Genomic DNA, 21,689 nt, shown 5'->3' on the forward strand with positions numbered 1-21,689 from the left:
GAGTCCTCGCTTTGCTCGGGCAGGGGCTCCCGCGTGCCGACAAGCACCGCAGAGCGGCCCCACCGGGCGACCTGCCGCGACCGAGCCGAATACCTCGCGGGCGAAGCCAACGACCCGCAAGAAGAGCCCTCCCGGAAAATCCGACCGTGCTCCCTGTGCCGCGCGTGCGTACCCTCTCCACGCTGGTACAACGACCGGGCACTACTCGAACGCCATTCTCCGGTAATGCCGTTACCCGCGGATCCCCTGGCGAAGGGGCAAGTGCGCTGACGCAGCATCGAACTCGTTGACGCTACCGCGCGGTAACTATATTATCCAAAATCAGTAAGAAGGTTACCGGCGGGGGTATTTCGCGAGAGGACCCTCATGCTTCGCGTCGTGCAGTGGGCGACCGGGCCGGTGGGACGGCACGCGATCGCGGCGGTCGTCGATCATCCCGATCTCGAACTGGCGGGGTGCCTGGTCTACGACCCAGACAAGGGCGGACGGGACGCCGGGGACATCGCCGGCATCGGTCCGGTCGGTATCACCGCGACAACGGAACGATCGGACATCCTCGCCCTCGACGCCGACTGCGTCCTTTTCATGGCGCAGGGCGATGCGGATCCGATGGGCGCGCTCGACGACATCTGCCCGCTGCTCGCCTCGGGCAAGAACGTCGTCTCGACAGCGGTGACCCCGCTGATCTACCCCGCGAGCATGGGCCCCGAGGTCGTGCGGCGGCTCGAAGAAGCCTGCGCCGAGGGCGGCACGACCTTCCACGCGACCGGGATCGAGCCGGGGTGGGCGTCCGAGGTGCTGCCCCTGGCGATGTCCGGCCTGTTCCGCCACGTCGACTCCCTGATCGTGCAGGAGCTGCTCGACTACGCGAACTACGACAACAGATTCATGTTGTTCGACGTCATGGGGTTCGGCCACCCCGCCGACTCGACGCGCTTCTTCGGCGCCGACCCGGCGGTGCTGGCCTCACCGTTCCGCGCGCCGCTGATGATGGTCGCCGAGGCGCTGGAGGCCACCATCGAGGACTTCGACTTCCATCGGGACATCTGGCTGGCCGACGAGCCGTTCGACGTGGCCGCCGGCCGGATCGAATCCGGCACGATCGCCGCCCTGCGCTTCGGCGCCACCGCCGTCATCGAGGGCCGCCGGGCGCTCACCGTCGAGCACGTGACGCGGCTCCACCCCGACGCGGCACCCGGCTGGCCGACCGGGCGGGGCTGGAAGGTCACCGTCGAGGGCCGGCCGTCCATGGTCGTCGAAGCCAAGATCGGCGTGAACGGCGAGGACGAGAACGACCAGGGATGCCTCGGTACGGCGATGCACGCGGTCCACGCGATCGTGCCGGTCTGCGCGGCACCGGCGGGCATCCGCACCTTCCTGGACCTGCCGACCATTACCGGACGGCACTCACTCCGCCGTCCGAGAACAGATCCACCCAGGCGATGATCGCGGCCAGGCACACGTACAACCCACGCGGCACCGTCTCGTCCGAACGAAGCGCCGCGTTCCCAAAACACCGACCAGTAGTGGCAAGCCGAGACAATATAGATCGTTCTGCGCATAAATCTACAATCCAGGCATGCGGTGGCGGAGACGGCGAGATCGGGCTCACAGCGGCGCGCCGCTCGGAGCATCCGGTCCCGAGCAGCACCTTGACGAAGCGGTCGAGCAGTGCCGTACGGGGCAGGGTGCCTCGGCTCTGGTGAGCGCCGAAAACGGGATCATCGGATATCTGGATCTCTTCGATGACGATGAGCCGTTCACGATCGAGATGGCGCGCGCCCTGTCCCGGCACGCGGAGGTCCTGCACAGGTTCGGTGACCCTGACCTCGCCGTGGCCGCGGCCGATCTTGCGATCCGCACCTTCATGAACCGCCGGGACGAGATCAACCGGAGCCTCGCGGCGAAAAGGATCTATGTCCCCGCCTTCGTCAAGGCCGGTCTGATCGCCGCGGACATCCACGAGAGGTTCGATCGGCACAGCATCGCCGCGAGCGCGAAGAAGTTCGCCGTGCAGGCGGCTCCCGCGTCCGCCGTGATCGAGGTGGAGCCGCCGGTGCCGCCGCTGGCCGAGATGACCTTGGCGCGGGCGCTGGACCGCGTCCACCCGCCGTCCGGCAGCGGCCCGCAACCCGCGGTGGTCGGGCAGCTCAAGAGCTCAGTGACGGCGCCGGCGGTCGACTGTTCGCTCATTTCCACGTCCCGGCGTTGCACTGCCGGAGACGCTCTTGTCGTCGCCGAACTCTTCGCCACGGGCGCCGCATCGGTCATGGAGAACGACCAGGCCGCGGGACTTCGCCTGGGGTTCGAGGCGCATGTGCTGTACGCGCACCAGTCGGAGCGGCAATCCCCGGAGCTGCGCTACAACATGGGCGAACATGGCCCGTTGTGGGCGCGGACGCTGCTGCTGTGCTCCCAGGTATGCGAACGCCACGATCTGCGTGATCTCGCCCTCGACCTCGCCTCCTGGATGGGCGGCGTGGTGAACTCCCTGGGACCGTTCGCGCTCGTGGACACCGAGACCCGATCTTTGATGCGCACGTGCCTCACCTGGCACGTCGAACTCTTGAACAAGTCCGGCGACACCGAGGCCGCGACCAACGCCGCTCGGGCGCTGCAGGGCATCGAGGGCATCGACTGAGCCCATTCCATCCATGAGCCCATGCCCGGTCCGCCGTCGATCAGTACCGTGAAGTCCTGGCGCCGCCCGGGGCCCACAGTCTGCAGGAGGAGCAATGCCGACTGAGGTTGAGCTGCGATCCCAGGACGGCCACGAGGCGCTGGGCATGCTGGACGAACTGGCCGATCTGTACGTGCAGGTTTATGCGGAGCCGCCGTACAACTCGGCGCCGAAGTTCTCCCGGGCCCGCTTCCTGGAGCGGACGCGCGAGCAGGCGACGTCGACGGGCTTCACGTTGGTCACGGCCCGGCGGTCTGGACGGTTGGTGGGGTTCTCGTTCGGGTTCTCCATGCTCGCGGGCAGTTGGTGGGCGGCCGCCTCGATGCCGTCGGCCCAGGTGCTGGATGCGTCCAAGTACGCGGTCATCGAGCTCATCGTTGACCGCGACCATCGGGGGCGCGGAACCGGCCGGGCGCTTCTGGACGCGCTCCTCGCAGGGCGCCCCGAGCAGTACGCCACGCTCGCCGCCGTGATCGAAGCGGACGCCTACGCCTGGTATCTGCGCAGCGGCTGGCGGAAGATCGCCGAGTTCCGCGCCGAGCCGCCCTACTCCGACGCCCTGATCTTGCGCCTTCCGCGAGAAGGCAACCGGAACCTGCACGCGGCCGCGCACAGCGGATGATCAGGGGATGTCGCCGCTTCCCGCCGTCGCCGGCGCCGATCCGAGTCCTGATTCCCGTCAAGGACGGGCAAGGACCTGGCGGGCGGCCTTGAGCTGCTGATCCTTGCTGGTCTTGAGCGCCCGGAAGTGCGCTGCGTGCGCGCGAACGGCGTCTTGCTGAATGCGCTTCTCCGCCGCGGCCCAGATCGACACGAGATCGGTCCTCTCTTTGCACCGCACGTCCGTCTCCGCCGCCGTGATCTCCTGACGGGAGGGACCCCCGGCGTTCATCCACCGCTTGTCGGTGATGGCCGCGAGCGGGGCCGGGTAATGAATCCCCTTCTCCTTCATGCATGCGCTCCAGGCGCGAAAAGCCGCTACGACATCGCCGTCGCGCTGGGATCGGTCGAACGTCTGGCCGATCAGCTTGTTGAACAAGGGCGCGTCGACATTCGGGGCGCCCTTCGAAAGATGTTCGCGGGCCTGCTTCAAACATCCGACCGCGTCCTCGGCCGGATCGCCGTAGGCGGCACGCCGCGCCGCGGGCGACAGTTGCGCCCTTCGATCCTTCCGTGCCGCGTTGTACCGCGCCACCGATGGCCGGTCGAGGGGGGTCTGGTAGCCGAAGATGCGGGCGATCCGCGGCTCGATGACGCCGTAACGACGGCGGTGCTGCGGTTCGATGTCCTCAGCGGCCGGGAGAGGCACGACTTTCCACGGCATCCGCCGGCCACGCATGCAGTCACGGATGAGGAGATCCTCCGCGCCCTCGATCGTCACGGTCTCGGCCGGGGAGAAGTTGTACGCGTCGAAGGGGACGACGAGTGTCCGAGCCTCGTCACCTGGGAGCGGAACCTGCACGGCAGGCGCCGTCGTCTCGCCGGGTCGAGGAGGGGATTCCGCCGTCCCCACCGAGCAGCCACCGACCGCGACGACGAGAGCCGACACTGCGATCGTCAGCCGAACGAACACGTTGAGCTCCTAGAAAAAATGCGCCGAGTGCGGCGACGGACGCGTACTCCGCCCACCCTTGCGACTACCTCATGGAGCTCGCCTTGTTGTCGAAGCCGTTGTTGCTGAAGTCATCGTCCTCGCTGTTGGGCTTGGCGGTGTAGCCCACCGCACCCGAGCAGTTACTGCTGTCATACAGTCTTACGGTCCGGTCCGTCGTATTCGTCATCGAGCTCGCGCTGTTGTTCATGGGCTTGCCGCTCAGGCTGGCGCAGTGGCCGTCCGGCCAGAACACGAAATAAGTCCCGCCCCAGAAGTTCTGGTCGTCGTGCTGGTACAGGACGAAGTCGCCGTCCTGGGCGGAGACGTCGGCCGTGTCGGCCTGAGCGCTCGCATTCGAAGTGAACAGGGTCGTGGCACTCAGCAATAGAGTTCCTACGGCGAGAACGGTCTTACGATTCACGCGTTCATGCTCCAATCGATCGATTCACCAGGCGTTTGGCGAGCCCTCCCATAGGGCACGGGACTGGCAGCCATATCGCGACCTGCCTACGTCATGCGAGTGCTCATTACGTGAGCTGAAGGAGATGCCGCCCCCAGGATTGCCCTGTAGACCCTCACGCCGTCCCCTGGCACGCCGTCCGATAGCAGGACGCCCTACCTTCGCCGGGGCGCAACCGCTGAGCGCGAGCGCTGCCGCCCGGTTGAACTCACGTATGGGAGCCCCTCTCCTCGGTAGCTCTTGCAGGCCGTGCGCTACGGCTCTACACGAGACCGTTCGGTCATTGGCCGCAACCGCAACCGATCCCGGGCAGTCGGCTCGATCCCGGCGGGCGCGTTCCCCGTTCCCGGCCGTACCGATCAGCTCGGTCGTCATCAGCAGATCCGCACAGTCATCGACCGACGCGCCCTCCAGGTAGACGACCGGGTCAGCGTCGGCCGCGCAGGAGGCCGCGCCGGGGCAACTTGTGGCGGCTGTGTGCCGCGACGCTGCGGCGGGCCGACCGGGCTGAGGGGCGGGGTGCCGGTGGCCGGGGCCAGTGCGGCTTCCACAGGCTGTCCATGAACTGCCGGGGTGGCGCTGGCGGGGGTGGGCTTCGGCGCCATTTGTGGGCTTGGCTTCTGCTTGTCGTTACGGGGTTGGTGGGGGGCGGGGCGTCCTGCCTTGGGGTTTGGGGCGGGAGTCCCAAAGGTGCGGGGCGAGTGGAGCGAGGGGCGGTTCGGTGGGGCTGGGGGCGGTTCGAGTGGGGTGTGCGGCCGAATAAGCTCGGATCCGTGAACCGTGCGCCTCGCTGGCTGCTTCCGACCGTGCTGACCGCGCTGATCCTGGCCGTGGTCCTCGGTGCGCTGCTCGGCTGACGCGCGTGATCGGGTGGGTGGGGAACGGGGGATGATCAGGGGATGTCGCCGCTTCCTTCCCGGCTCGGGCGGGCCGGTGCCGCCTGTGCGGTGTTCGGGGCCTGTACCGGGTTCGCGGTCCCGGCCGCGGCCGACGAGGACAAGGTCGCCTTCACCGTGTCCGATCCCCGGATCACCGAGTCCAGCGGGCTCGCGGTGAGCCGCCGGCATCCGGGCGTCACCTACACCCACAACGACTCCGGCGGGGTCGCGCAGGTCTTCGCGCTGGGCCCGGACGGGCGGACGCGGGCCGTGCTCACGCTGGGAGGCGCGGGCGCCCGCGACTGGGAGGCGATGGCGGTGGGCCGGGACGAGCGGGGCCGGCCGGCCATCTACGTCGCGGACATCGGCGACAACCTGGGCGGCGCCTGGCCGTACGTGACCGTCTACCGCATCCCAGAGCCGGAGACGCTGCGCACCCGCACGCTGAAGGCGACCGCGTTCCGTTTCAAGTACGAGGACGGTCCGCGCAACGCCGAGACGATGATGATCAATCCGCGGACCAACCGGCTGTACGTCGCCAGCAAGCTGTTCACCGGCGCGGTGTACGAGGCCCCGGCGCGGCTCAGCACCAGTGGCAGCAACCTGCTCCGCAAGGTGGCCGACAGTCCGCCGTTCGCGACCGACGGGGCCTTCTCGCCCGACGGCCGCACGTGCGTGATCCGCACGTATCTCGGCGCGCGCGTCTACACGGTGGACGGGAAGGGCCGTCCAGGCCGGTCGCTGACCTCGGTGGGGCTGCCCTCGCAGGAGCAGGGCGAGTCGATCACCTACTCGGCGGACGGCCGTTCGCTGCTGTCGGGGTCGGAGGGCGCCCGGCAGCGGGTCTACCAGGTGCCGCTGCCGGAGAGCGCGCTGCCGCCGAGTCCGTCGCCCGCGGCGGCGCGGGACGGCGACGGCGGGGACGATCGGCGCGACTCGAGTTCCGCGGGCCTGGGCCTGATCGCGGCGCTGGCGGTGGCCGGGGGGCTGGGCTTCCTGCTCGTGCGCAGGAGATCATGACACCTGACCTCCGGGCGGCAAATGAGTGCGGTCGCGGTCGGATCGTGACGAGGAGAGGACGGGCCTGCCCGAACCCGTGTGAGGATGCGGACTGTGGAGCATGAGCTGGTGGGCCTGCGCGGGCCGGGCGGGCGGTGGCGCCCGGTGGCGGCGGGGCCGTTCGCCGCGGCGGCGGTGGTCCTGGCCCTGCTGCCGATCCAGCCGGTGTGGCTGTGGGTGCTGCTGATCGCGGCGGTGGTGGCGGTGCCGTGGCTGCTGGGGGCGGCGCCGGAGGCCCGCCGGAGGCGGCCGCGGCCGTACTGGCGGCTGTCGGGGGCGGGCCTGGAGCGGATCGGGCCGGGCGGGCTGACCATGGTGCGGTACGAGCGGTCCCGGATCGAGAGCCTGGCGATCACGACCGGGGACGGGGTGCTCACGGTCGTCCACAAGTTCGGCCGCACGGCGGTCGGGAGCCTGGACTCGATGGGGATGGAGCCGCTGCCGTTCTTCGTGACGGCGCGGCGGCTGGGCGTCCCGATCCATCTGCTGGACGGCGACGCGACCGACCTCGCCGACCCGGCGTCGGCCGACGCGCTCGCGGTGGCGGGCAATGATCCGGCGGCGGTGCTGGGGCTGCCCCGCCACCATGTCGCCGAGCAGCGGCTGCTCGACCAGGAGGCGGAGCTGCTGGCCGCCGCGCACGAGCCGCCCTCGGACGACGGCGGCGGGCCGGGCGAGGTGCGGCTGGCGACGCCCGAGCCGCTGCCCAGCCGGCGCCGGATCGCGCTGCTGGGCGCGCTGAGCGGGGCGCTGGGGGCCGTGATGATCGTGCGGACCGCGCTGGAGGGCACCGACGGGTTCGGGGCCCGGCTGGCGGCGGGCTGCTGGGCGCTGGCGGCGATCGCGGGGATGCTGGCGGCGCGGCGGCGGCTGCTGCGCGCCACGAGGACCGATTGGACGATCTCCGCCGCGGGCCTGGAGGTGCGGGCGGGGCGCCGTCCGGTGACGCTGCCGGCCGAGCGGATCGCCGCGCTGGTCGTCGGGCCCGGGCTGCGGCCCGATCCGCTGACCGGGGAGCCGCGGCGGGCCGATCCGGCGGTGCTGGCGTTCGACCACCGGCTGCGCATGATCGCCCGGCTGCCCGCGCACGGCCTGGACGCCTTCCAGCTCGCGCACGCCCTCGACGACCACGGCCTGCGGGTGGTCACGCCCGGGGCGCGGCCGCCGCGCACCCCCGAGTACGGCCTGGAGGGGCTGCCGGAGATCTTCGCGCAGGTGCCGGGCGGCCGGCTGGTGGTCGCCGACGGCGGCCTGGGCTGGGCGGACGCGGCGGGCGACGTGGTGCTGCGGATGCCGGAGGACCGGATCGGCGGGATCGAGCTGCTGACCATCGCCGGGCACGCCTGGGTCAGGTTGTACGACGCCGACGGCGAGGAGTTCTTCGCCGCGCCGCTGTCGGCGCTGCGGATCTCGCGCACCGATCTGCGGGAGGGTGCGCGGCGCGCCGGGCTGCCGGTGACGGACGCCGAGTACGACGCCTACCTCAGCGCCGCGTTCCACTCGGCGGTGGCGACGCTGTCGTCGGACCCTGAGCCGGCGCCGGTGGCAGCCGGTGGACGGGCGGGCCGGGGCAGGGCCGAGACCGCCGACGCGGAGTCCGGGACGGGCACGGAGACGCGGCAGAGTCCGGTGAGCGCTCCGGGGGCTCTCCTGGACGCCACCCGCCGCTCCCGGATCGGCACGTACCTGGTGAGCGTGCTGCTGTGCGAGATGATCGCGGTGCTGGGCGCGGTCTGGCTGGGCCCGGACCTGGGCGGGTTCGCGGTGACGGCGAGCTGGACGATGCCGGCCGGGGTGCTGGCGGGGCTGGGCGGCTACTGGCTGTACGACCGCAACCGGGCCCAGTTGCGCGTGTCCACGGCCGGGCTGGCGGTGGTCACGCGGCGGGGCCGGGTGGAGTGGGACCTCACCCGCGACCGGGTAGGCGGCGTCGGGATCGACGAGTCGGCCGACCGGATGCCGCGGCTGGTGGTGTGGAGCCCGGCGGGCCGGGTGCTGCGGCAGGTGGGGTTCCCGCCCGACCTGGAGGAGCTGCGCCGCGCCTGCGAGCGGTACGGGCTGCCGTGGGGGCCGCCGGACGCCGACCGTCCCGCGCCGCCGCCCCCCGAGCTGTGAGGCGTCCCCGCGTTCGGTTCAGGTTTTGGGTTCGCGCAGCGACCAGGTCTTGATCGACTCGTACTCGACCTGGGTGCGGCCCTTGGCGGGCAGCCTGCTCTCCATCAGGTGGACGGAGTCGGCCGTCCACGAGCTGCCGGCGAACGCCGACATCGGCTCCAGCAGCGGCCGCACGTCGACCGGGACGCGGCAACGCGCCAGTGTCAGGTGGGGCCGGAACGCGCGGTGCTTGTCGGGCGGGGTCCCGGCGCGCCGTCCCGCCGCGGAGGTGGAGGCGGCCAGCCTGGCCAGTTTGCGGCGGTCGCCGTACAGGCCCGACCACAGCACGCGGGCGTGCGCGCCGTTGCCGGGGAAGGCGCCGACCCCGGCCAGGGAGAGCGTCAGCCGCTCGTGCCGGGCGACGGCCCGGTGCAGGCGCGGCAGCAGCCGTTCCAGGGTGCGGTCGTCGACCTCGCCGAGGAAGGTCAGCGTCACGTGCAGCAGCTCCCGGCGGATCCAGCGCAGGTCGGACGGGCCGGGCCGGTACGGGGCGAGGAACTCGTCGAGCTCGTCGAGGATGTCCGGTGGAGGTACGAGCCCCACGAAGAGCCTCATGTGAACGTCCGGGAAACCACGCGACCAGCCTTTCGCAGGGCCGACGGTTTGTCACGCGGGTGCATCCGGTCGTCGACCCCCGGTAACACAAACGACGCCCCGGGGACCGCCGCCGCCCCCGGGGCCGGTCATGCCTCCGAGTTGGCGGGACGGCGGCGCAGGGCGCGGGTCAGGGCTGGACGCAGCCCGCCGCGGGGCACCGCGAGCAGCGCCACGGCCGACGCCGCGAGCATCGAGATCAGGCCGCCCAGGACGATGCTCAGCCGCGGCCCGAACTGCTCGGCCATCCAGCCGACCATGGGCGCCCCGAGCGGGTTGGTGCCGAGGAACACGAACATGTAGAGCGCCATCACCCGTCCGCGCATCTCCGGCGCGACGGTCAGCTGGAGGGTTGAGTTGGCGGCGGTGGTGAACGTCATCAGCACGATGCCGGTGGGGACCAGCAGCACCAGGAACGACCAGTAGTACGGCATCAGCCCGGTCAGCATCTCCAGCGCCCCGAACAGGATCGCGGCGCCGACGAGCACCCGCAGCCGCGGCCGGGTGGCGCGGCGGGCGGCCAGCAGCGCCCCGGTGAGCGCGCCGAGCGCGAGCATGCTGGAGGCCAGTCCGAACGAGGACGCCCCGGTCTTGAAGACCTCGCGGGCGACCAGCGCGATGGTGATCTGGAAGTTCATCCCGAACATGGCGACGAACCCGACGAGCAGGAGCACGAGCATCAGGTCGCGGCGGCCGCGCACGTAGCGCAGGCCCTCGCGCAGCTGCCCCTTGGCGCGCTTGACCGGCTCGGACGCGTGCAGCTCGCTCTCGCGCATCAGGTACATGCCGAACAGGACGGCGCCGAACGAGGCGGCGTTCAGCAGGAACACCGGCCCGGTGCCGAGCCAGGCGATCAGCACGCCGGCGACGGCGGGGCCGACCAGCCGCGCGCCGTTGAACGTGGCGCTGTTGAGCGCGATGGCGTTCGGCAGGTCGCGCTTGCCGACCATCTCCACCACGAACGACTGGCGGCTGGGATTGTCGACGACGGTGGCCAGGCCCAGCCCGAAGGCGAGCAGGTACACGTGCCAGACCTGGGCGGTGCCGGTGATGGCCAGGACGCCGAGGATCAGGGCGAGCAGCCCCATCGCGACCTGGGTGATCATGAGCACCCGGCGCTTGGGGTAGCGGTCGGCGATCACCCCGCCCCACAGGCCGAACAGGAGCATCGGCAGGAACTGGAGGCCGGTGGTGATGCCGAGGGCGGTGCCGCTGCCGTGCGTGAGGTCCAGGACGAGCCAGTCCTGGGCGACCCGCTGCATCCAGGTGCCGGTGTTGGAGACGACCTGGCCGGTGGCGAACAGCCGGTAGTTGCGCGTCCGGAGCGACCGGAACATGCCCCCGGTCGCCGCGCCGCCGTCCTCGTCCGGGACCTGGGGAGCGGCCTCGGCGGAGTCGGTCGCGACGGCGACGGCCTCGGCCTCGGCCTCGGTGGCCTCGGCGGCGGACGGCGGGGCGGTCAGGCCCGGCTGATCTTGTCCAGGATCGGCGCGGCCTTGCGCAGGATCTCCCGCTCGTCCGGGGTCAGCTCGTCCAGGCGGCGGGACAGCCACGCCTCCTTGCGGCGCCGCTCCTCCCAGAGCAGCGCGCGGCCCTGCTCGGTGGCGCTCAGCACCACCTGGCGGCCGTCCGTCGGATGCGGGCTGCGCACCACCAGGCCCTGTTCCTCCAGGAAGGCGATCACCCGGGTCATCGAGGGCGGTTGCACCTTCTCGTGGTCGGCCAGTTCCCTCGGCGTCATCGAGCCGTGCCGCTCGATGGCCGCGAGCGCGGCGAACTGGGTGAGCGAGAGCGGCCCGGCGCCCTCGGCGCCGGGTGCCCTCAGGGTGCGCAGGCGGCGCGACAGCCGGGCGATCGAGATGCGCAGGTCTTCGGCCAGAGCCGGGGCCCTGCCCCGGGTGTGGCGCGGATTCGGTGGCGTGCTCATGGTCGTTCGCAGAAGTCATTGCTTTTGCTAACGATACGCCGCGTTTGAGTATTCCGCGACGGTTCGCCGGCAATACGCGCGAACGCGCGCGACTTCACCCTCCGATCGCTGGTAGGACCGCTGCGCCCATCGTGCCATGCCGCACCCGCCGTCACGCCACCCCGCGGCACGCCGTTTCCGCAGCGCGCCGGCCCGCGGTCCGGCGGTCCGGCGTGCGTGGCCGGCGTCAGCCGACGCCGAGCAGCTTCTTGACCGGGTCGAGCGCGAAGTACACGACGAACAGCGCCGCGATCAGCCACATCAGCGGGTGGATCTCGGCGGTCCGGCGCCGCGCCGCCTTGATCGCCACATAGCTGATGAAGCCCGCCCCGATGCCGACCGTGATCGAGTACGCGAACGGCATCAGCACGATGGTGAGGAACGCCGGGAGCGCGACGTCGTAGTCGTCCATGTCGATGTGCCGGATCTGCGTCACCATCAGGAACCCGACCACCACCAGCGCGGGCGTGGCCGCCTCGAACGGCACGATCTGGACCAGCGGCGTGAAGAACATCGCGATCAGGAACAGCAGCCCGGTGACCACGCTGGCCAGCCCCGTCCGGGCGCCCTCGGCGACACCGGCGGCCGACTCCACGTAGGTGGTGTTGGACGACACCGACCCCGCGCCGCCGCCCGCCGCGCCGACCGAGTCGACCAGCAGCACGTTGCGGATGCCGGGCAGGTTCCCCTCCCGGTCGAGCATCTTCCCCTCGGCGCCGACGCCCACGACGGTGCCCATCGTGTCGAAGAAGTCGGCCAGCATGATCGTGAAGACGAACAGCAGCGCGGCCGTGATCCCGACCCGCTCGAAGCTGCCGAACAGGCTGAACTCGCCGAGCAGCGTGAGGTTCGGGGTGCCCACGATCTTGTCGGGCAGCTCCGGCACGTTGAGCTGCCAGCCGTCGGGGTTGATGCGCGGCTTGCCGCCCGGGCCGGGACCCGCGTTGAACGGTCCCACCTTGGCCAGCGCCTCCACCACGATCGCGAAGACGGTGGTGGCCACGATGCCGATCAGGATGGCGCCCTTGACCTTGCGGGCCACCAGCAGCGCGGTCAGCAGCAGGCCGACCACGAACACCAGCGTCGGCCACCCCGACAGGCTCCCCGAGTCGCCCAGCTGGAGCGGCACCGACGACGCGCCGATCTCGCCCGGGATGCGCCGCACGAAACCGGCGTCCACGAACCCGATCAGCGCGATGAACAACCCGATCCCGACCGCGATCGCCGTTTTCAGCCCGGCCGGGATGGCCCGGAACACCGCCACCCGGAACCCGGTCAGCACCAGCACCATGATGATCAGGCCCTCGAGGACGACGATGCCCATCGCGTCCTCCCACGACATGCCGGAGGCGATGCTGAAGGCCACCACGGCGTTCAGCCCGAGCCCGGCGGCCATCGCGAACGGGTAGCGCCCGACCACCCCCATGAGCAGCGTGAGCACCCCGGCCACCAGCGCGGTCGCGGCCGCCACCAGCGGGATCGCCGCGCCCGGCTCGGTGAGGTCGCCGAGGAACTGCCCGTCGTCGTCGGCCACCGTCCCGAGGATCAGCGGGTTGAGGACCACGATGTAGCCCATCGTGAAGAACGTGGCCAGGCCGCCGCGGACCTCGCGGCCCACGGTCGATCCCCGCTCGGAGATCTTGAAGAATCGGTCCAGTCCGGCGGCCGGGGGCTGCTTCTGCTCGTCGTCAACCGTCACGGGCGCAGAGTGGCAGACCGGGCGGCCCCAGGTGAACCCCCTGATCGGCACCGATATGGCAACGGATCGATAAGCCGTTCACCTCCCGGTGACACGCGGAACGTCGGCGCGGACCGCCCGGGGCCGCCGACTAATCTGATCGGCATGACCCGTGAGCGCCGACCCGATCCGCCGCCGATGCGGACCAACGACGTCCGCATCGCCCTGGCGGGCACCGCCGGGTGGGCGATCGCGCTGGTCGTGCTGCTGATCGTCGGGCTTCCCGAGCCCGACCGCTGGTGGCTGTGGGTGTGCGGCGTCGGGATCGCCATCGGCGCCTTCGGGACCTGGTACGTCCCGCGCCTCCAGTCCGCCCGCGCCCGGGAGGCCGCCGACCGGGCCGCCCGCCGCACCCGTTCCGAGGACTGACGCGAACGCCGGGCCGGGCGGGCCTATCGGTCTTCCAGGTCGGCTTCCGCCTGGAGGGTCGGGAGGGTGCCCGGGTCCCGGAGGAGCGCCTCGGCCTGCAGTCGGTCCTCCCAGCGGCCGGTGGCCCAGGCGAGGGCGCGGGCCAGGCCCCAGGGGCCGTCCGCGTGGATCTCGCCGTCGTCGCCGTACCACCAGGGGACGGGCTGGCCGTCCACGACGAGCGTGCGCGTCTCGTGGGCGGTGTAGGCGGCGGGCGCCTCCGGCAGCACGGCCCGTACCGCGTCGGGCACCGGCCGGGTCACCGCGCCGCCGCCGGTCTCGACGGCGCCGGAGACCTCCTCGCTCGCAAGGGGGAGGTCGAGGAGGGCGGCGAGCGGTCCGGCGTGGCCCGCGGAGGCGATGACCAGCGGCTGGCCGGTCAGCAGCGGCAGCAGGTCGGGCCGGTCCAGGACGAGCGCGTCGGCGGCGTCGGCCACCTCCACCCGGCCGTCCACGATCGCCCGGACGCGCTCTGGCGGCTCGTGCGCCTCCGGGACGGCGTCCCCCTCCTGGACGGCGGCCGTGTCGGCCAGGGCCGTCCACAGGGCGCTCAGGTGCGCGCGGGAGACCGTCCGGGACGGGTCCCCCAGGCGTTCCAGCAGTTCAGTGGCGCCGCCGGGCTCGTCCAGCAGGTCGGCGAGCGAAGTGCGGACGCCGAGGGCGAGGAGCAGCTCGCGGTCGTGGGGGGCGTCCTGCGGTACGGGGTCGTACAGCCCGGCGAGGAGGTCGTCGCCCTCGTCCAGGCGGAACTCTCCGGGACGGCGCCCGTCCAGGACGGGGTGGCGCCGCAGCCACCACGCCGTATAGGACGGCACGGCCACGCGCCGCCCGTCGTGAACGGTGACGTGGGCGGGCCGGACGACCGCCGCCCGCAGGTCGGGACCGGTCAGGAGCCGGAGCGCCGCGGGCCACCCGGCGACGAGTTCGAGATCGCGGACCGCCTGGAACTCGGCGACCTGGGGCGGGAGGTCCTGCGGACCGCCGAGCCTGGCCAGGGCGTCCTCGGCCCACCCGTCCTCGCCGTCGAGGTCGTGGGACTCGTCGAGGTCGGCCAGCGCGAACAGGTCGACGTCCTCGGCGCGGGCGAGGGCGAAGCCGTCCAGGACCCCGGCGGCGGCGAGGGTGTCCGCGCCCCACCGTTCGACGAGGTCGTCCGGGGCGATGCCGAAGGGCGCGTCGTCCGCCATCACCTCGCGCAGCGGGCTGCCGGGGAGCAGCAGTTCCCCGGCCGGGTAGAGATCGCCGTCGGCGCCGGGCAGCGCCAGCTCCGCCAGCCAGGGTGCCTCGCCCGGGTCAAGGTGCGCCGCCGCGACGAGGCCGAGCACGGCCGCCGCGATCTCGTCGGGGTCGTCGGCCTCGAAGGACCCCTCCACGGCCGCGCGCACCGCCGGGTCGCCGAGCACGGCGCGCGGCCCGGCCTCCACGGCCCCGAGCCGCGCCAGCAGCGGGTGAACGGCCTCCGGGTGGACGAAGCGCAGCCCCAGCGGCCCGCCGAGCCCGGACGGATCGACGCCGTCGGCGGCGATGAGCAGCCCGCGCGGCCCGCGCACCACGCGGCCCCCGCCGTGGACGTCGTCGGGCGCCAGCGGGACGGGCAGGGCGCCCAGCGCGTCGGCGGAGGCGCCGGTGAGCGCCTCGTACAGGCGGCGCCACCAGGCGGGCGGCCGGTCGAGGGCGGCCAGCTCGTCGACGACGTCGGCCAGTTCCACGCGGCGCACGCCCAGGGCGGTGAGGGCGGCATGCCGTACGGGCCATCCGACGGGCAGCAGGCCGGGCAGGACGACCTCGGCCCCCTTCCCCTCCTCGTCCGCGAGGAGATCGAGGAGCGCGGGCGTGGCGCCGTCCACCACCACCGCGTCACGGCCCCGCGCCCGCGCCCGCTCCCCCTCAAGATCGTCGTGGTCGCCCGCGACGGGCAGCAGCGGCACCTCGGGCAGGCGGTCGAGGACGGCGCGGCGGATGCGGGCGTCCAGCTCCCCGGCCGCCACCGGGCCGGGCACCAGGTCGAGCAGGGCCGGGGCGGCCGGAAGCCCGCGCAGCAGATCCACGTAGGCGGCCGCCGCGCGCTCGACCAGGTGGTCGGTGAGCGGGCCGGGGGCGACATGGCGGCGGTCGGGGGCCAGCGGGAACGAGGCGATCAGCAGCGCGGGCAGGCCGAGCCGCTCGTCGCTGGGCGTCGGGGCGTGGACGACGGCGGGCAGCCCGTCCGGCAGGGCGCCGCCCTCCGGCAGGGCCCACCGCACCTGCCAGGCGGGACGGGCCCGCTCCTCGACGGGCCGGTCGGCCAGCAGCTCGGGCGGGGCCGTGCCGTGCGCCTCCACCGTGCGCCAGCGGACCCCGTCGATCACCACCGTTCCGAGCGCCCCCTCGGCCGGGGCCGGGGCGGCGGTGAGGGTGCGGACCGGCGCCCCGTCGATCTCGATCTCCACCGTGCGCAGCGCCGGGAGCGCGAGGAGCAGCGCCGGGCCGACCTGGTCGAGCTGGGCGCGCACGGAGGCCGCCGCCGTCCCGTCGCGCAGCGGCAGCCGCACGGCCGTGTCGAAGCCCTCGGGGATCTCCGGCAGCGCGCCGGGCGGCACGGCGAACGGCAGGCGCAGCAGCGGCACCTGCCCGCCCCGCCGCTCCAGTTCCCCGGCCAGGGACGGGATGCCCGCCACCAGCGCGCGGGCCCGCTCCAGCGACCACTCCACCCCGGCCGGAACCCGTTCCGCCCCGGAAGCGATGGACGGCGCGTCCGCGACCGCCACCACCGCCGCGAACCCGACCCCGAACCGTCCGACCGATCCGGCCTCGTCGCGCTTGGCGGAGGCCCGCAGCGTGGACAGCGCCTCGACACCGGCCGCGTCCAGCGGCGCACCCGTGTTGACCGCCGTCAGCACCCCGTGCCCCGCCCCGGCAGCGGAACCGGCGGCGGTGTCCAGGATCAGGCGGAGACGGCCCGGAACCCCGGCGCGCACGGCGGCGTCGGCGGCGTTCTGCGCCAGCTCGACGACGACCCGGTCGCGGTAGCCGCCGAGGGCGTGGTCCTCCTCGGTGTTGGCGTCCTCCCGGAACCGCGCAGGGGACTCCGTCCAGGCGCGCAGCACCCGCTCCCGGATCGCGCCCGTCGCGAACGGATCGCTCTCGGCCGCGCCGTCGGCCGCCTCGGCACCGGTCACAGTGATCTTCACCACATTCCGCCGGTCAGCTGTGGCCCAGGGCCTCCTCGGCCTCGGTGTCCCGGATCTGACCGGCCGGGACGATGTCGTACCCGAGCTCGTCGATCACCGGCGGGCCGTGCTCGGACGCCGCCGGGATCGACACCGCCTCCGAGTGCGCCCCGCAGCCGTGGTCGGCCGACACCACCCGGCCGTCGTCGGGCGCGTACTCGTTGGCGCACACCCCGAACATCTGCCGCAGCTCGCCCGCAAGCGACATGAAGAACCCGCAGGTGGAGCACTGGGCGGGGGCCGACATCGCGATCGGCGCGCGCGGCCCGGCGATCCCGTCGTACCAGCGCGAGGCGGTCTCGTCGCGGCCCTCCCGGGACAGCACGCGGGGACGGCCGAGGCCCAGCTCCCACTGCGTCTCCTGGTCGGTGCCGTCGTCGACCTGCGTGTACCCGGGCGCGAGCCGGACGTCGTCGGACGGCGTCGGCAGCAGGTCGCCGGGGCCGAGATCGCCCGGCCGCAGCCGCTCCAGCCAGGGCACCCACTCGGGCGCCAGCAGCGCGTCGTCGCCCGGCAGCAGCACGCACTCGTCGACCGTCACGAGCTTGGCGCGGGAGGCCCGCGCCACGGTGACCGCCCAGCGCCACCCCCGGTAGGCCGGGTCGAGGCAGGTGAAGTAGTGCGTGACCACCCGGTCGGCCTCGGCCCGCAGGCCGAGATGCTCGCCCACGGGAGTCGGCCGGGCCGTCTCCTCCGCCGCCTCCCGGGCCAGATCGACGGCGCCCGCGCAGGCGGGGTCGACCACGGGCGTACGGGTGCGGCGGGCCGACCCGGTGGTGGTGCTTGCGGCGCCGGTGCGCGTACCGGAACGCTCGGCGCTGGGCTGACGGAGTGGGCTCACACTCCAATTCTCACCCATGGAACGACATGGCCGCGCACGCCACCCACCGCTTCCGCGCCACCGCCCGTCCCAGGCCGGTTTCCGCCGCCGCCGCACCGCGCCGATCGGGGGCTCTCCGGGAGTGAGGGCGGGGCAACGGCGGGAACGTAGTGTTCATCATGCGCCCAGGTCGTCCCGCTGGACGGCCCGGGCGGTCCAGGGGAGGGATCAGCCGGATGGGACTACGGGCGGGGGCCGACGCGGTGGGGCGTTCCGTACGCTCCGGCGCGCGCGGCGCCGCCCGCGTGGCACGGTCCACCGGGCGGGCCGCCCGCCGCGCCGGCGGGTTCACCCGCCGCGCCGCCAACGCCCAGGGCGCGGGCCGCAGCGGGCTGGGCACGCTGATCGAGTCCACGGCGGTCCACTCGGCCGGCGACGCGATGGTCGCGGTCGCGCTGGCCGGAACGCTGTTCTTCGGCCTGGACGTGGCGCAGGCGCGCGGCCAGGTCGCGCTGTACCTGCTGGTCACGATGGCCCCGTTCGCGCTGGTCGCGCCGCTGATCGGGCCCGTGCTGGACCGGATGCGGCATGCCCGCCGGTACGCCATCGCCGGCACGTTCGCCGCCCGCGGGCTGCTGTGCTGGGGGATGGCGGCCGCGGTGCCGCACGGCGACGAGGTCACCTTCCTGCCCGCCGCGTTCGGGGTGCTGGTGCTGTCCAAGGCGTTCGGGGTGCTGCGCGCCGCGGTGACCCCCCGGGTGCTGCCGGACGGCATCACGCTGGTGACGGCGAACGCGCGGGCGGCGTTCGCCGGACTGATCACCGCCACCGTCACGGTCCCGGTGGTGGCCGGTCTGGGCGTCCTGGTCGGCACGGACTGGCTGCTGCGGCTGGCGACGGCGACGTTCCTGGCGGGCGTGATCCTCACGATGCGCCTCCCCAGAAAGATCGACGTCCCCGACAACACCCCCGAAACCACCGACACCACCGAAACCGCCGAGGCCGCCGAACCCTCCGGGGCGGGCGGGGTGCCGGACGGCGATCGGCCGCGGAAGCGGAGAGGGAGGGCATGGCGGACATTGCCGCGCGTGGGCCCGGTGGTGTCCGAGGCGATGCTCGCGAACGCGGCGCTGCGCGCCTTCTCCGGCTTCCTGATCCTCTACCTGGCGTTCCTGCTGCGCGAGGAGTCCTTCGAACAGGTGGCGGGCAACGTGGCGCTGGGGCTGCTGGCGGGCGCCGCCGGGGCCGGCGGGCTGGCCGGCACCGCGCTCGGCGCCTGGATGAAGGCCCGCGCCCCGCGCCTGATCGTCCTGGGCACGCTGGCGTTCGTCACCGCGACGGCGGCGGCCGCGGCCGTGCTGTTCGGGCTGTGGGCGGCGCTGGGCGTCGCGGCGGCGGCGGGCCTCGGCCAGTCCCTGGGCAAGCTGTCGATGGACGCGGTGGTGCAGCGGGAGATCGGCGAGGAGGTGCGGTCCTCCACGTTCGCGGTCTCGGAGACCCTGCACCAGCTCGTCTGGGTGCTCGGCGGGCTGCTCGGGCTGGGCCTGTCGATCGTGGCGAGCGGCCGGATCGCGATGTCGGCGGTCGCGGCGGCGCTGGCGCTGGCCCTGGCCGCGCTGCTGATCCGCAGTTCGCGGGACGCCCGGCGGGCCCGGCGCTCCCGTACCGCGCGCGCCCAGGACTCGGCGGGACGGCCGTCCGGCCCGGCGCCGGCGGCCGGCACCAGCCCCGAGATCCGCGCCTGACACCCGTCCCGGAGCCGCGTGGACGGCGCGCCAGGGCTCCGGAGAGCCGGCGCGCCGCCGGCGGCGATCAGGGGTGCAGGTCGTCGGCGACCGCGCGGAGCACGGTGGCGATCTTCTTGGCCTCGGCCGGGGAGGGGTGCTTGCCCCTGCGGTAGGTGTTGGAGATCCCGTCGAGCAGCTTGATGAGGTCCTCGGTGATCAGCACCATCTCGTCGGGCTTCTTGCGGCGGGCCTTGGCCACCGACTTCTCCACCGACGGCAGCGTCTCCAGAACCCGCACCGACAGCGCCTGCTGCCCGCGCCTTCCCTCGACCACGCCGAACTCCACGCGCTGACCCGGCTTGAGCGTGGACGCGCCGCCGGGCAGCGCGGAGGAGTGCACGAAGACCTCACCGCCGTCATCGCGGGTGAGGAAGCCGAATCCCTTGTCGGCGTCGTACCACTTGACCTTGCCAGTGGGCACGGGAGACCTCGTTTAGCTCTCGTCCTGAATTGGGCTAAAGATTAGTGCCTCGCCACGAGGCGGTGAACATGGCGGTGACGATGGGCGACCCCCTGCGAGCCGACTGGACAGAAGCTATCGGCGCGCGGCCGGAACGGCACCCGAATATCCACCGTAACGGGCGTTTTCGCAAGGGCGCGGACGCGTCCGCCGCGGACTCGGGATCAGCCGGCCGGGGCCGCGGTGTCCGCGCCGTACGCGCCGAGCAGCCATTCCGGGAAGGCCAGCAGGTCGGGCAGGACGACATCGGCCCCGTAGGCGGTGAGAGCGTCGGCGTCGAACGGCCCGGTGGCCACGCCCACGGCCGTCGCGGCGGCGGCGCGGGCGGCGTCCACGTCACCGGTGTGGTCGCCGACGTACACGCCCGCGCCGTGCAGCCGCAGCGCGGCGCCCTTCTCCGTGCCGAACAGGCCGCCCACGACCTCGTCCACGGGCAGCCCGAGGTGCCGGACGGTGCGCTCGGTGTCGACCTGGTTCTTGCCGGAGACCACGACCACCCTGGCCCCGCGGGCGCGGACCGCCTCCAGCGCCTCGGCGGCGCCGGGCATCGCGACGGTCGCGGGGACGGCGATTCCGGCGTACAGGGCGCGGTACCGGTCGGCCATCGCCGGGACCTCCGCGGCCGGGAACCAGTACGCCAGCTCGACCTCCAGCGGCGGCCCGATGCGCGTCACGACCGCGTCGGTGTCGATGGCGACGCCGGTCTCGGCGGCGAGCGCCGCGTAGACCGCGCTGATCCCGGTCCGGGTGTCGGCGAGGGTGAGGTCGAGATCGAACCCCACCGCGGACCACCCCGGACCGGCGGCGCCCCGGGGTCCGGGTCCGGGCACGGCACATCGCGTCGCATCTGGCTCCAGCACGTTCCACAGGGTAAAGGGATAGTTATGGCGGATTTGCCATGCGGGTGGACCGGCGGGTGGAAGCACCGCCGGGCGGACCGTCCGGAGAAGAGGCGGCGCCGGGCCGCGACGGCCGCGGGCGCCACTGCGCCCACAAGGTCGGCCTCCGCCGCTGCGCCCACAAGGTCGGCCTCCGCCTCTATGCGCACGCGCACCCGCGCTCCCCCGGTAGTGGCGATGCGACGGGATCCGAGTAGGAGAGCGCGGGAGTCCATTGCGCGTGCTGCGCGAACGCTGTTCGTTTTTCTACCGGCCGGAACTGGATCGTCCGGCTGTCTGAAACATGCGTTCCTTGGTGCCGATATACCCGTACCTTCGCCTACGAACCACACGACCAGGGAAAACGCGGACCTCGAAAGTGCCAGCGGACTTCCAAGGACCGCCGCGGCCGGTGCACCACCCGTCCCCCGGACAACGCGGCACCCCGGCAAAACAGAAACGCGAAACGCACTCGGGTGACCGATCTCAGTGACCCGCCCGAATCGGAGAAAGAGGGCGCCATGGCCGACGAACGCGACCGACCCCCGGCGACGGGGCCCGGCGGACCCCCCGAAACCCCGGCCGCACAGACCGGCACGGCCACCGACCCCGGAGTCGCCGCCGGGGCAAACCAGGGCGCGGCGTCGCACCGCCGCGGCTCACGGATGGGACGACCGCCGTCCCGGAACCTCAAGGCCGCCCGCAAACGCGCCGCCGCCGCGCTCGCCACCGCCCTCTCCGTGATCACGACGGTGGTGGTGCTGGTGCTGGCCGTGCACATCGTGTTCGTGGTGTTCGAGGCCAACACGGCCAACGACCTGGTCCGCACGGCCGGCGACCGGGCCGAGGGCCTGGCCTGGCAGTTCCGGGACGTCTTCCAGCCCGCCGACCCCAAGATCGAGGTGGTCGTGAACTACGGGCTGGCCGCCCTCGTCTACCTGATCATCGGCCGGATCGTCGTCGGCCTCGTCCGCCGCCTGGACTGACGCCCCGGGGCCTCGTCG

18 protein-coding genes are annotated in these 21,689 nt (G+C 72.9%); 8 read left to right on the forward strand and 10 right to left on the reverse strand.

Annotated features, from left to right (window positions below; translation table 11 throughout):
- Positions 1 to 366: 366 nt before the first annotated feature.
- From ACFPZN_RS23975 to ACFPZN_RS23985, 3 genes are all read left to right on the forward strand, one after another.
- The gene (locus ACFPZN_RS23975; protein WP_378284364.1) at positions 367 to 1,446 is read left to right on the forward strand and encodes an NAD(P)H-dependent amine dehydrogenase family protein; all 1,080 of its coding nucleotides are present in this window, start codon (positions 367 to 369) and stop codon (positions 1,444 to 1,446) included.
- Positions 1,447 to 1,834: 388 nt separating this feature from the next.
- Entirely contained in the window at positions 1,835 to 2,641 is an 807-nt protein-coding gene (locus ACFPZN_RS23980) for a hypothetical protein (protein ID WP_378284365.1), read from the forward strand.
- Positions 2,642 to 2,735: 94 nt separating this feature from the next.
- Positions 2,736 to 3,302 carry a GNAT family N-acetyltransferase gene (locus ACFPZN_RS23985; RefSeq protein ID WP_378284366.1) on the forward strand — a complete coding sequence of 189 codons (567 nt, stop codon included), beginning with the start codon at positions 2,736 to 2,738 and terminating at the stop codon, positions 3,300 to 3,302.
- Between the two features lie 57 nt (positions 3,303 to 3,359).
- Here the strand turns inward: ACFPZN_RS23985 and ACFPZN_RS23990 are convergent, their stop codons facing one another.
- Together ACFPZN_RS23990 and ACFPZN_RS23995 are read right to left on the reverse strand one after the other, a co-directional pair.
- The gene (locus ACFPZN_RS23990; protein WP_378284367.1) at positions 3,360 to 4,253 is read right to left on the reverse strand and encodes a hypothetical protein; all 894 of its coding nucleotides are present in this window, start codon (positions 4,251 to 4,253) and stop codon (positions 3,360 to 3,362) included.
- A gap of 64 nt (positions 4,254 to 4,317) precedes the next feature.
- Positions 4,318 to 4,695: a peptidase inhibitor family I36 protein gene (locus ACFPZN_RS23995; protein WP_378284368.1), complete on the reverse strand. Its 378-nt coding sequence runs from the start codon at positions 4,693 to 4,695 to the stop codon at positions 4,318 to 4,320.
- Between the two features lie 938 nt (positions 4,696 to 5,633).
- Here ACFPZN_RS23995 and ACFPZN_RS24000 point away from each other — a divergent pair.
- Together ACFPZN_RS24000 and ACFPZN_RS24005 are read left to right on the forward strand one after the other, a co-directional pair.
- Positions 5,634 to 6,632, forward strand: coding sequence for a hypothetical protein (locus ACFPZN_RS24000; RefSeq protein ID WP_378284369.1), 999 nt, complete (start codon positions 5,634 to 5,636; stop codon positions 6,630 to 6,632).
- An 84-nt stretch (positions 6,633 to 6,716) separates the two neighbouring features.
- Positions 6,717 to 8,786: a hypothetical protein gene (locus tag ACFPZN_RS24005; protein WP_378284370.1), complete on the forward strand. Its 2,070-nt coding sequence runs from the start codon at positions 6,717 to 6,719 to the stop codon at positions 8,784 to 8,786.
- Between the two features lie 18 nt (positions 8,787 to 8,804).
- Here ACFPZN_RS24005 and thpR read toward each other — a convergent pair whose 3' ends face one another.
- The 4 genes from thpR to ACFPZN_RS24025 all read right to left on the reverse strand — a co-directional run bounded on the left by thpR (position 8,805) and on the right by ACFPZN_RS24025 (position 13,084).
- The gene (thpR, locus tag ACFPZN_RS24010) at positions 8,805 to 9,380 is read right to left on the reverse strand and encodes an RNA 2',3'-cyclic phosphodiesterase (protein ID WP_378284371.1); all 576 of its coding nucleotides are present in this window, start codon (positions 9,378 to 9,380) and stop codon (positions 8,805 to 8,807) included.
- A 128-nt stretch (positions 9,381 to 9,508) separates the two neighbouring features.
- On the reverse strand, positions 9,509 to 10,756 hold the full coding sequence (locus tag ACFPZN_RS24015; protein WP_378284387.1) for an MFS transporter: 1,248 nt from the start codon (positions 10,754 to 10,756) through the stop codon (positions 9,509 to 9,511).
- 122 nt (positions 10,757 to 10,878) lie between these two features.
- Positions 10,879 to 11,346: a MarR family transcriptional regulator gene (locus tag ACFPZN_RS24020; protein WP_378284372.1), complete on the reverse strand. Its 468-nt coding sequence runs from the start codon at positions 11,344 to 11,346 to the stop codon at positions 10,879 to 10,881.
- 226 nt (positions 11,347 to 11,572) lie between these two features.
- On the reverse strand, positions 11,573 to 13,084 hold the full coding sequence (locus ACFPZN_RS24025; RefSeq protein ID WP_378284373.1) for an NCS2 family permease: 1,512 nt from the start codon (positions 13,082 to 13,084) through the stop codon (positions 11,573 to 11,575).
- A 144-nt stretch (positions 13,085 to 13,228) separates the two neighbouring features.
- On the opposite strand from ACFPZN_RS24025, the gene ACFPZN_RS24030 reads away from it, so the two are divergent.
- The gene (locus tag ACFPZN_RS24030; protein ID WP_378284374.1) at positions 13,229 to 13,492 is read left to right on the forward strand and encodes a DUF2530 domain-containing protein; all 264 of its coding nucleotides are present in this window, start codon (positions 13,229 to 13,231) and stop codon (positions 13,490 to 13,492) included.
- 23 nt (positions 13,493 to 13,515) lie between these two features.
- On the opposite strand, the gene ACFPZN_RS24035 is transcribed toward ACFPZN_RS24030, so the two are convergent.
- Complete coding sequence (locus ACFPZN_RS24035; RefSeq protein WP_378284375.1) at positions 13,516 to 16,701, reverse strand: sacsin N-terminal ATP-binding-like domain-containing protein; 3,186 nt, start codon at positions 16,699 to 16,701, stop codon at positions 13,516 to 13,518.
- 13 nt (positions 16,702 to 16,714) lie between these two features.
- A complete protein-coding gene (locus ACFPZN_RS24040; RefSeq protein WP_378284388.1) occupies positions 16,715 to 17,485 on the reverse strand; it encodes a DUF3027 domain-containing protein in 771 nt (256 codons plus the stop codon).
- 311 nt (positions 17,486 to 17,796) lie between these two features.
- Here ACFPZN_RS24040 and ACFPZN_RS24045 point away from each other — a divergent pair, with 311 nt between their 5' ends.
- Positions 17,797 to 19,305 (forward strand): MFS transporter, encoded by a 1,509-nt coding sequence (locus tag ACFPZN_RS24045; RefSeq protein ID WP_378284376.1) that lies wholly within the window; start codon positions 17,797 to 17,799, stop codon positions 19,303 to 19,305.
- 67 nt (positions 19,306 to 19,372) lie between these two features.
- Here ACFPZN_RS24045 and ACFPZN_RS24050 read toward each other — a convergent pair whose 3' ends face one another.
- Together ACFPZN_RS24050 and ACFPZN_RS24055 are read right to left on the reverse strand one after the other, a co-directional pair.
- Positions 19,373 to 19,768, reverse strand: a complete 396-nt coding sequence (locus ACFPZN_RS24050) for a cold-shock protein (RefSeq protein WP_378284377.1) — start codon at positions 19,766 to 19,768, stop codon at positions 19,373 to 19,375.
- A 203-nt stretch (positions 19,769 to 19,971) separates the two neighbouring features.
- Entirely contained in the window at positions 19,972 to 20,589 is a 618-nt protein-coding gene (locus ACFPZN_RS24055; protein WP_378284378.1) for an HAD family hydrolase, read from the reverse strand.
- A 617-nt stretch (positions 20,590 to 21,206) separates the two neighbouring features.
- On the opposite strand from ACFPZN_RS24055, the gene ACFPZN_RS24060 reads away from it, so the two are divergent.
- Positions 21,207 to 21,671, forward strand: a complete 465-nt coding sequence (locus ACFPZN_RS24060; protein ID WP_378284379.1) for a hypothetical protein — start codon at positions 21,207 to 21,209, stop codon at positions 21,669 to 21,671.
- The last annotated feature ends 18 nt before the right edge of the window (positions 21,672 to 21,689 follow it).

It is taken from the genome of Actinomadura rugatobispora, assembly GCF_042656285.1.
GTDB classification, from domain to species: Bacteria; Actinomycetota; Actinomycetes; order Streptosporangiales; family Streptosporangiaceae; genus Spirillospora; species Spirillospora rugatobispora.